This is a genomic window from Pantoea sp. PGP6 (assembly GCF_053474785.1).
This window is the reverse complement of the sequence record NZ_JBQBMA010000004.1, coordinates 49,444-59,963: the sequence shown is the minus strand read 5'-3', so window position 1 is coordinate 59,963 and position 10,520 is coordinate 49,444. Positions and strand designations below refer to the sequence as shown.

Sequence of the window (10,520 nt, the reverse complement as noted above, 5' to 3'; positions counted from 1 at the left end):
GATGAGTTTTTGAAAGTTTACGCGAAAATTAATTATGCATCCAAGATTTGGGATGGGGGAGAGCGAGCGTACAATGAAATAAGGAAGCAACTTCTTTCAGGCCTTCTGGACTAAAAACCTTTAAAAAACGCATAGGAAAATACAATAAAAATATCAATCCGAAGTGCGGATTAAATGATAATTAAGCGCTTCGGTACTTATGTAAAAGGAGAAGAAAGGCTATTTATCTTCTTCCTGCTTTACATACACAGGATCATTCCCGCGAGGAAACTGGAGAGCAGCATTCCTGTAAAATGCCAGACGTTCGCGAAAGTATTCTCGCCACTTCTCTGGCTGCTGAAGTTCAACCTCAGCAGCCAATACTGGTTTGTTCATCCGCTCTTTATATGCAACGCCGGAAGCTGCCAAATCAATGTTGACTCGTTCACGCTCATCGGCTGAACGTTTTGCTATGTTATGCTGACTGCGTTCTGTCATCTGTCAGGCCCTGTTTTCGTGTTGATCTTTAAGCACATACTTTATTTTACTCTTAGAGTTTCGCTCAGGCAGGTGGTGTAACGTGGCGAAAGCATCTCGCGTTTCATTTTCCATACGTTGTCTGTTCCCTGTCCAGCAAACCACACCTTACCAAGCCCCGAACGGTTTATCTGATCCACAGCCGACATCAGAGCATCCGCGTTTGCGCGCGGCAGCTGCTGACTGAACATGTCCAGCTGTGCAACACCTGACTGATAAAAATCCCCCAAGGTGACACCCGCTTTCGCATACCGGTATCCGTCGCGCCATATTGCGTCGAGAGCTAACAATGCCAGACCGATAATGTCCCGTGTGTCGCTGGTTGGATATTCGCATGTCATAGCGGCTGAGTTGGCATACTGTGGTTCGTTCCCGTATCGTCCTGTATTGACTGACACACTGACGTGCTGACACTTTGAGCCCTGTTCCCTGAGCTTTTCACTGGCACGCGTGGCATACGTTACTACAGCCTGCTGCAGGTCTTCGATACTGGTGACACGTTGTCCGAAACTGCGGCTCACAACAATCTGCTGCTTTGGCGGCGGGGCATCTTCCAGAGCCAAACAGGATTCACCGTTGAGTTCGCGAACCGTACGCTCAACTATCACATCGAAGCTTTTCCGGATCATGCTGATGTTACTATCGGCCAGCTGGAGCGCTGTACTAATACCCATTGTATGCAGTCGCTTACTCAGTTTGCCTCCAATTCCCCAGATGTCATCGACGCTTACCAGTGTGAGTAATTTTCTCTGGCGCTCCGGGCTGGTTAAATTGACGATACCTCCTGTTTGCGTCCATTTTTTAGCAGCAAAATTAGCAAGCTTAGCCAGTGTCTTTGAGGGTCCAAAACCAACGCCGATCGTCAGTCCTATTTCTTTCTTCACTCGACTCCGCATCTGCAAGCCAAAGTCTTCCAGAGGCATATACGACGAAATGCCGCTGACATCCAGAAAACTTTCATCAATCGAGTAAATTTCCTGGCCTGGTGCCATTTCACCTAAGATAGCCATCATTCTGGCAGACATGTCGCCATACAGAGCGTAGTTAGAGCTAAAGATATAGACGCCATTCTCCCGAAAGTAGCGTTCATTTTTGAAAAGCGGAGCACCCATTTTAATACCCATGCGCTTGGCTTCTGCAGAACGGGCAATCACGCAGCCATCATTGTTTGACACTACACATATGGGTTTACCTAACAAATCGGGACGAAACACCGTTTCGCAGGACGCATAGAAATTATTGGCATCGGCCAGTGCAAACATCTTTAATCTCCGGCTTAGTGTCACTCATAACAGATAGTAAACCTCATAGCTTGTTAGTGTCAGTCACCAGACGGATTGTTAAAACCCAATCCTGCAATGTCATTAAGTGCATAAGCTACAACGCCCCAGACAGGCAGTTCCTGACTTTCATCGAGCAAAGTAATGGTTTCATCGCCGCTTAGCTCCTGAAGGGCTGGAACAGGTTTTATAAGAAGCCTGCGCAGTACAAGCTCTCCCTCAACCTCAGCGACAATGATGTGCCTGTGTTGTGGAGTAAGTGCACGATCAATGGCCAGAACTGAGCCCTGCAAAATTCCAGCTTCAGGATAACTACTGTCGCTACGCACAAGGAACGTTGAATGAGGAGATAGCGAGACCAGATCACCCAGATTCAGTCGCTGTTCTGCAAAGTTTTGTGCAGGATTCTGAAAAGCCATTTCAGCTCCAATATGCTTAAAATTAAGGGAGTTAGAAAATTTTTATCCACATATCCAGTTGATAGATCAATTCTTTTAGATCATATAGAGATCAAGTAGAGATCAATAGAGATCACCATCTCTATAACCAATTGATAGTTAAATAAAAAATATCACTTAAGGCGGTCACTTTCATAATTTTAGCGTTTACTTTCATAAGAAAAGCGTTTACTTTCATAAATTAGGCGGTTACTTTCATAATCCAAAAGCGGTTACTTTCATAAATCTGGGTGTTATTTACTCATTCGGTGTGGATAAATGGAAAAAATTCAGGAAAACAGTGAGATAGAAAGCCCTTTTTGCATCATTAAAAAAGAGTCCAACACAAGTTATGAACTGACGCCAAACAGCAACAAATCTGTTCAGCCTGTTGCGCTACTTCGTCTCAGCGTATTCACACCTGTCGCACCCAAAGAAAAGGGTAAACGCGACTTCCTGATCGATGCTTCCGAAGAACTATCAAGTCTGGAAGTAGCAAGACAGGAAGGTTACACCGATATTAAAATCCAGGGGGCAAAGCTAAGCATGTCCACTGATTTTAAAACATGGATAGGCGTAATTTCTGCCTTTTCAAAGTATGGCTATAGCAGCGAAAAAATCACGTTACCTTTCTCTGAGTTCGCCCGAATGTGCGGTCTAAAACCCACGGATATCAACGGACGAGCCCGCGCACGCTTGCATGACTCTCTCTTTAATCTTTCCAGTGTAACTCTCTCATTTCGTGGTAAAAATTCAAAAAAATCCCTTGTGACCCATCTCGTTCAACGAGCAGTTCTTGACTATGAAACTGACCAGGTTGAAATTGTCGGAGATAGTAGTCTATGGGAACTTTATCGTTACGATCATAAGGTTTTGCTCGGCTTAAAAGCGCTTTCAGAACTGGCGAGGAAGGAAGCAGCGCAATCGCTCTATGTGTACCTGGAAAGTATGCCCGCAGGCCCTTTGTATATCTCAATGAAACGCTTTCGTGAGCGCCTTGCTCTTGAATCGCAGATAAAGGATCAGAATGCCATTATCAGGCGCGCCCTGGCTGACTTAGTCAGGATTGGTTATCTCGATGTCACTGAGTACAAAAAAGGCAGGGAAATCATGTTTGTTATCAATAGCCGTTCGCCAAAACTTCAGGCGATTGGACGAGCAGCCAAAAAATAGCGGTCACTTTCATAACGGCTGCTGCGCAGGGTAGGGTACTTTCATAAGGCCTCCTCGCAGAGTAGGGTACTTTCATAAATCAGTGCCGGTAAGGTAGGGTGCTTTCATAAGAAAGGCTCTACGGGACACAGTGTGCTCCACAAAAACCGCCCAAATGGTGTTTTGGAGAGCGAAAATTTATGAAAGTGACCGCCTTTGAGGTCTGCCTTATGAAAGTAACCGCTGTACTAGGATGAAAGTGAGATTACTTATGAAAGTAACCGCCTTTATCAAACTGACTGCATGAAAATGACGTTTACGATCCTCCCCAGCTCAGGGTATGAATCAACATAACTTGTATGGAGTGTTTAGTCGGAATGGTAACAGCTCAAATATACGTAACAGGTAGTGGTGACCCGCATACTCGACTTGGCTTCGCGCGCGTACTGATCGAACAGGGCTCCCGGAAAACGCCGTTCATCTTTAACTACGAAGACACGACTTATAAGCGCAGCCAGATTCAGGGCATGATTGATGCTGTGCTGCAGCTTAATTGCCCGCACCATGTAGTGTTCGTCAGCGCCTCACCACTGGCGTTAGAAAAGGCTGAGACTGGCGAAGGGCCTAACCGGGATCTTATCTACGAACTGTATCGCGTTCTGTCTGCTAAAGGCTGTACACACGCATTCGATTTTCGGGTAGGGAAGGCTAAAGAGATAAACAAATTGCTGTCTGATAACATCATCTAAGCCTATGCTCTTAGCTTCTTTTAAGCTGTACGCAGCTTTTGTCTTTACCATAAAATCTCAATGAGACTATGATAAATCCAATCTCTAAAATTATGCTAAAAGAGCTTATTTACATTAGCAGGCATAACTTCATTTCATGCAGGAATTCAAATGAATAGTAAAAAGATTGAGCTTGATGCTGCCAAAGAAAAACTGTCGAAGTTGATTGAAGATTTAGACAAGGTAGAACGTGAATTCGATAAAGCGAATGAACATTCAGCACACTATATGGGAAATGATCAAACGATAGAAAAAGCCAGGGACGAAAAGGCAAGAAATGCTTACGAGCGTATGGCTGGAGTTAAGGAAGAGATAGCTAATCAAACTAAGCTGATTGAAACACTCGTAAATGCCTATTAAGCAATAGCTTTCGTGCGTCTTGAATAGCTGATTTAAAGCCAGCTACAGTATTTACCAAAACATATCTTACTCATCCCCTGTGCATGCTAGCAGGGCTTTCCTGCCGTATCGAAACTAAAATCAGGGATCTAAATTGTTAAAGGCCGTGGGGCGGTAACCCACGGCCTTATCTACGTTTCCACTATCTTCAGAAGAAGATACGGATCAGTTCCAGAAGCACGATAAGTGCTTTCAGAACCATGATTGCTTTATCAATCATGCGTTTCTCCAGTTTCCCGGAGGAGTAACACCGCGACGTACTCTTACACTGCCTGTGGTCGCGGCTCTCTCATTGTTAGATGTAGAGCGTTCTCCTCCTGCCAGAGCACTGAAACAGCACCACCTGTTTTTCAGCCAGGACTTACAAAACCTTCATACCCGTTGCAGGGCTTAAATCAGGAGGAGCGAAATACAGAGCTAACCTGCTGATTATACCGCGCCTCCTCTATCAATCCACTAAAACCGCTGAGTATGTCCAGTGCCTTCAAGTGCGTTGTAGTGCACTGTGCAACTGGCACAAGTTGCAATCTACTGCGCCAGGGATATAATTAAACACGTTAGATGTAGAGCGTTCTCCTCCGGTCAGAGCACCACCTCCGCACCGGAAAAGTAAAAAAACCCGGCCTCACCAGTCGGGTTTTTTTACGCCCGAAATCCGCTATTCCCATTTATTCAAAAGCCGTTAAGTAATCAACATGCAGTGTGTTAATGAGATTCTATTGACTATATGTGGTGATTGCAGATCTTAAATCGCAGCATTTTTGATCTGAAACAAGGACTCTTCACCCCGGTGTAAAATGTCGCATTTAACCTGGGCGTTCTGATGCTGAGTATGGCGTTGCTTCAGATCTCCCCCTTCAGGTCGCCATCACTGACCCAATTACAAGCTAGGCTCTGCGCCCGACTAGTCAAAAGGCAGCCTAAACGTACAAAAATTTTCGATATCCAAACTGCCCACTATTTTGGCTGGTAGGCCCCTAATGCCGCATAGCGGGATGGAGGCGCCAACTGTAGCCACATATTATCCCGCAGCTGAACGGCGCCGGTAGCGCGGCGCAGCCGCTTCCTGACGCATATATCGCGCAAATCCAACCATGCCCTGCCAGACGCCGTTGAAGCAGCGGCCTGTCAGGCGTACTGAAGTTGGATGGTCGAAGACGAAAGAAAGAAACCGCGGCACCCATTGACAGCTACTCGAATTTTTAGTTACAACACCCATTAATCAGCCACTGCAGTTCCGGCCCTTCGGGCCGGGCGGCCGGGGCTGGTCAGTGGGGGCAACCGGGTTTCAGGTCCGGCTCAGGTCTGGCCTGAGAGGGGCACTGTGTTTCAGACCTGCTCGGTTGCTTACTACAGTGAATATATGGTTGTTGTAACTAACTTTACAATCCGAGGCCCGCGGCAGCGGGAGGTATTTAAGAGATCCTGAGCGGCGCGGACGCCTGCGGCCGCTGCAAGCGAAGGCCTTATTATTTATCCTCTGAGCGGCCGGACTGAAAACCTTATTTTCTTTTTGATTATTTCTTTACTGACCGAAGGTCAGGAATGTCTTGCGGGTAACCTCAGACTCATTTGCAGGTAAGGTTAACTTTCCGATTGCGGGTAAATGTGGATTAAAAAAAGCAGCACCGGAAACGGGTGTATTATTGCGGCGATCGTAGCCTGAATGGCATGCCGGCAGAACGGAAAACCGGGCATTCTGTACGCGGGACAAACGACTTTACCGCCAGTCAAGGCGGTTAACGTCGGGCGGGAAAACGTCAGTGAACGACGTCGGGAGGTACGGGTTCGTAGCCGAGGCCCAGCTCCAGCTGGTTAAGATGCTGCCACACCAGGCGGTCGAAGCCGTCAGCGTCAAGGTTGATCAGTTCGTGGTTTGGCCGCGTGCGGATGAGCCAGCTGGCCATCGTGCTGCGCCGCTCATCGAGCGGAAGCCTGCCCAGTTTATTACGGCGCTTCTCACGTACGGCCTTTTCACGCCGGCTCAGAAGCGTCGCCATACGGGCTTTTTCATACCAGCGCCGGCGGGCGGCCCGGACGGAGTCACGCGTGCCGGGTTCAACTATCCCTTCCTCCTCGGCCTCAATGCGCAGGTTTCGCTGCAGCAGCAGCTTATCCATGTTGACGCCGCACAGCTGCCAGAAACGCTCGGTGAGAATGATATGGCGGGGCATCCAGTACTGTTCGATCGGGTCCCATTCAAGGTCAGGCATTTCGATAAGGCCAAATCGTGCCAGTTCCGGGAGGTGGCCTCTTTCTGCCCCTGAGTCAGGCCTGACAGGAGAGCGGGGTCCACCTGTGCCATCAGCGGCACCTGCGTGTTTTTGCCCCGTTCGATTTCACCGAGGATGGCCTTTTCCATCTCCCACGTAGACCGCGCAACGAAGCGGGTTTCTGATCCGGCCTGCACCCGAATGAGATCACCTTCTTTAACCTGCCGGGCAATTTCGTTTTCAATAAGCTTCAGGTCAGCGTTGAACGTCAGGGCCTCCTCAAGCAGTTTCGTCCACGGGAAAGCGACATCACGCATCTGCGCCACGCTGCGCGTAACGGCTTTCTGCGCGTCAGAGAGCAGCTGCTTATTGAGCGCGTCCACGGCCTCACTGGCATCTTCTTTTCCGCTGGCCTGCCGGACAAGCGATAACGGCGAGCGCGTTGAGCGCAGCCGGCCAAGCTTTTCTTCCGCCCGGCTCAGGGCTTCGCCGGTAAAAATCTCCGCCTCATGGCCGGACTGCGCCAGCGCATTAATCATGTTCGCCGACAGATCCTGTGCGCCAAGACTTGCCAGCACCGTACCCCGCTCGTTGTCACGGCTGCCAGGCGTGCTGACGTATCCGTAAGTGACGTAAAGCGGGCCTGACGCATCCAGTCGCAGCGGTTTTTTTTGTCCTTCGCGCTGCACGACAAGTGACCCGTTTTCAATGGCATTGACCGTGAGGCGATCGCGCGCCTTCAGCCCCGTATGTTTATCGCCAGCGAGCGCAAACAGTCGCTCTCCGGCGGCAACATTCATCGCATTCTGTGTAAACAGCCGCCAGTCGCCTGAGAGTGCGCTGAGCTTCACCCGTGACAGCACACCGTCCCCGTCAATCAGGGAGAGCATGCGGGTCTCGTCATGCACGCGGTCGATGACGTAGTGACGTGTTTCATTTTTCTCCGACCGATCTTCCAGCACCATACCGGCGCGGTAGGTCTGAGGGAGACGGCGCTCTTTGGCTGTCGTAAAGACCGGCGTACGCGCCACGATGCTGACCGACTCCTGCCCCAGCCTGCCGGCATCCTGCAGTGCATTCCGGATGACACCGGTCAGCTGGGCCTGCTCGCGCGGACCGGCCACAACAGCCGTGACGGGGCCGTCCGCGGGGTCCATTCCGGCAAAACGCTCTGCCAGCGCCTGATAGCGGTCGCGCTTGTCCTGAATACTGGTCACGCGGACCTCAATTCCGTCAGGCGGTGCGTTCAGGCTCTGTCGTTTTACGCCCGCTGCGGTCAGCACGGAAAGGGCACTGGTGTTTGACTGCCGCCCGGCGCTGTCCAGAAACAGCAGCTGCGCATTCTGCACCTGGGCCTCACCGGTGAGCACCAGCATCTCTTTAAGGCTGAGCTTTTCAGCACCTTCCACGATGACCGTACTCTGTGGCGTGAGGCTGAAGGTGCCATCAAGCATCCGGCTGCGGTGGAGAAGCCGGTCTTTAAGCTCAGGTGATTTGGCAAAGCTGAGTGCGCGCTCGGCGGAACTGGTCAGCACGCTGACCTCACGCCCCTGTTCACGTGACATTGTCACCAGCTCCTCTGTGACTTCACGCAGACGCCCGACTGATGCGGGTGCGTTGATGATAACGGCAGGTTCCCGGACAACGTGCTCAAGGTGTCCGGGGACCGGGCTGCCGGTGAGGCTGAAATTTACCACCCTGTTCTCTTTCAGAATATCCGCTGCCAGCGACTGCACCGACAGCTCGTCAAGCAGGTGAATGTGCGAAGTAAACACGCCTTTATCACCGTCGAGAGGAACGAGCAGGTTGTCATGAATTGCCTGGTCCAGCGCCCTGCGCAGATCCGGAATACTGTTCTGCAGTTCACTGGCGTTATGTGCGGTCAGCAGCAGATCCCCGTAAGTAAACCGCGTCTTGTTATCGCTCAGAACGGAAATGGCGATGCGGACCGCCTGCACAGCCAGCCCGGGTATATCCTGCGCTTTACCGGCTTCAGGCCGGGACTTTTCGCGTTCGCGGGCTTCATTCATGACGCCCTGAATATCAAAGCCGGCGTCATCCATCTGTCGCTGCCAGCGCGCCTGTAGCCGGGCCCTGCCATCGGCAGTTTCGGGCTTGGCGATCGGCTCATCTTTAACCTGTGCTGATGGCGTTGAGAGTGCCTTATCCGCGTTTGCAGGGGCTTTTTCGGTGTCAGCCGCCGCACGCTCCGGCGCGGGCTCAGTCTGCTCGTGCACATGGGATGGTCCGGGCCGGGCAATCGCCACATTTTTATCCTGTGCTGACGGTGTTGTTGGCTCTTTATCCGCTGTTGCAGCCGCTTTTTCCGTTGCAGCCACCACGTGCTCCGGCACGGATACGGCGGAGGGTTCAGGCCGGGTGCGTACCGGTGCGGTTTCGTCTTCGCCATAGCGGCTGATATCCTGCTTGCGCTGGCGGGTATCGAGCGCGGCCACGTCGCGGCTTTTCAGCGAGGCGTCTTCGCCGGCGCGCGCGTGAATTTCCCGATGGCGCGAGGAGAACTCATCCAGCACCGCTTCCGTAAAGCCCTTTATCTCCCACAAATCGTGACGGCCGCCGGTGGGGAGGGTTTCATAACCCATCGCCTCAGCCTTGCCCTTCAGCACGTTGCGGTAGATTTTGCCGTACGTTATCTGGTTGCGGTACGCCGTCTCGATGAAGCCGGCACCGTGAATGGTGTCAGTGGCCAGCGCCTTCCACTTGCCGTCCAGCTCCGTAACGTTAGCCACCACCGCGTGGGTGTGGATCTGCGGATCGAGGTTGCGCGAGGTGTCGTGCGTGAACAGCGCGGCGACCATTTTACCGCTGGTTACGATGCGCGTGACGCCCTCCTTCGTGTCACGGGCACTTACCGTCTGCTCCATGATAGCCAGCGTCTCTTTTACCGCATCGTGGTGCGCCTCCAGCAGGCGTTTGTCGCCGCCGGCAAGAATAAGCATTGAGACGCTTTTGGGTGCCGAAAAGGTAAAGTCGTGACCCGGGCGGTGCACGTGTTCACCCTGCACCTCCTTACCCAGCGTCACGCCGTTAGGCAGATTGCCGTGCAGAATGGCCGTGAAGGTATCCAGGTCAACCGGCCCCTCAAGGCCCAGTTACGCACCTTGATGTAAGCGCCCACTGAAAGAATGATTTCAGCGATGTACAGCCCCCACTCCACGGTGCTGCCGTGGCCAAACGTATCCTTGGCGTCAGCCTTCTGGCTGGCCAGCAGGTCCTCTGCGCCTGCCAGATGCGGCAAAGCAAAAACAGCGACGGCAAGGCAGACCAGCAGCACGTTAGCGCGATGACGGTAAAGGAGACTAAAGGCGTGCCGTAAGATGCCGATAAGTCCCCCTTGCGCCGCTTCGCTGTGCAGCGGGCAGGCTTCCGCAGACCCCTGCACGAGTACAGGGTGTGACGTGACAACTTTCATGAGTAAAACCCTCGGTTTGAGTTAAAGAAATGTCAGTGTGCGTAAACGGACGTAACGCGCCGTAAGTGTACATTTTCTCAAAAAAAAATCTGTGACGCATGTCACACTTTTAAGGGTTACTTTGCATTTTTTTAGGATTAATCCTGAAAGAGCGTGGCGTACGCTTGCAGCCTGACCAGGGTAAGCCTCGTAGGGCGGTACTGAAACATGAAAGTAAAAGAGAAAATGGGTGACGGCCGTGGCCGTCCGCGGAAATATGCCAGAGGAGAAATGCAGTACCGGAAACTGTGGCTGCCGGAAAA

At 51.5% G+C, this 10,520-nt stretch carries 9 protein-coding genes and 1 pseudogene; 3 read left to right on the top strand and 7 right to left on the bottom strand.

Annotation, left to right across the window (positions count from 1 at the left end; translation table 11 throughout):
• Positions 1-219: 219 nt before the first annotated feature.
• The 3 genes from ACLIBF_RS23590 to ACLIBF_RS23580 are packed head-to-tail and all read right to left on the bottom strand — an operon-like array spanning position 220 to position 2,215.
• Entirely contained in the window at positions 220-477 is a 258-nt protein-coding gene (locus ACLIBF_RS23590) for a DNA polymerase III subunit theta (protein ID WP_159222812.1), read from the bottom strand.
• A gap of 41 nt (positions 478-518) precedes the next feature.
• A complete protein-coding gene (gene umuC / locus ACLIBF_RS23585; RefSeq protein WP_346458017.1) occupies positions 519-1,778 on the bottom strand; it encodes a translesion error-prone DNA polymerase V subunit UmuC in 1,260 nt (419 codons plus the stop codon).
• Between the two features lie 59 nt (positions 1,779-1,837).
• Positions 1,838-2,215 (bottom strand): S24 family peptidase, encoded by a 378-nt coding sequence (locus tag ACLIBF_RS23580; RefSeq protein ID WP_448310815.1) that lies wholly within the window; start codon positions 2,213-2,215, stop codon positions 1,838-1,840.
• Between the two features lie 297 nt (positions 2,216-2,512).
• Between ACLIBF_RS23580 and ACLIBF_RS23575 the strand changes: the two genes are divergently transcribed.
• The 3 genes from ACLIBF_RS23575 (at position 2,513) to ACLIBF_RS23565 (ending at position 4,533) form a co-directional block, all read left to right on the top strand.
• Entirely contained in the window at positions 2,513-3,406 is an 894-nt protein-coding gene (locus ACLIBF_RS23575) for a RepB family plasmid replication initiator protein (RefSeq protein ID WP_448310813.1), read from the top strand.
• A gap of 356 nt (positions 3,407-3,762) precedes the next feature.
• Complete coding sequence (locus tag ACLIBF_RS23570) at positions 3,763-4,134, top strand: hypothetical protein (RefSeq protein ID WP_448310812.1); 372 nt, start codon at positions 3,763-3,765, stop codon at positions 4,132-4,134.
• Between the two features lie 150 nt (positions 4,135-4,284).
• Positions 4,285-4,533, top strand: coding sequence for a hypothetical protein (locus ACLIBF_RS23565; RefSeq protein ID WP_132500292.1), 249 nt, complete (start codon positions 4,285-4,287; stop codon positions 4,531-4,533).
• A 187-nt stretch (positions 4,534-4,720) separates the two neighbouring features.
• Here the strand turns inward: ACLIBF_RS23565 and dinQ are convergent, their stop codons facing one another.
• From dinQ to ACLIBF_RS23545, 4 genes and pseudogenes are all read right to left on the bottom strand, one after another.
• The gene (gene dinQ, locus ACLIBF_RS23560; RefSeq protein ID WP_132500306.1) at positions 4,721-4,792 is read right to left on the bottom strand and encodes a damage-inducible type I toxin DinQ; all 72 of its coding nucleotides are present in this window, start codon (positions 4,790-4,792) and stop codon (positions 4,721-4,723) included.
• A gap of 1,540 nt (positions 4,793-6,332) precedes the next feature.
• A complete protein-coding gene (gene repA / locus ACLIBF_RS23555; protein WP_448310810.1) occupies positions 6,333-6,785 on the bottom strand; it encodes a plasmid replication initiator RepA in 453 nt (150 codons plus the stop codon).
• Between the two features lie 29 nt (positions 6,786-6,814).
• A pseudogene (mobF, locus tag ACLIBF_RS23550) lies at positions 6,815-9,898 on the bottom strand (MobF family relaxase); the annotation flags it as partial.
• Positions 9,826-10,218 (bottom strand): type IV conjugative transfer system pilin TraA, encoded by a 393-nt coding sequence (locus tag ACLIBF_RS23545; protein ID WP_448310809.1) that lies wholly within the window; start codon positions 10,216-10,218, stop codon positions 9,826-9,828. The gene ACLIBF_RS23545 and the pseudogene mobF, both read right to left, overlap by 73 nt.
• Positions 10,219-10,520 lie beyond the last annotated feature (302 nt).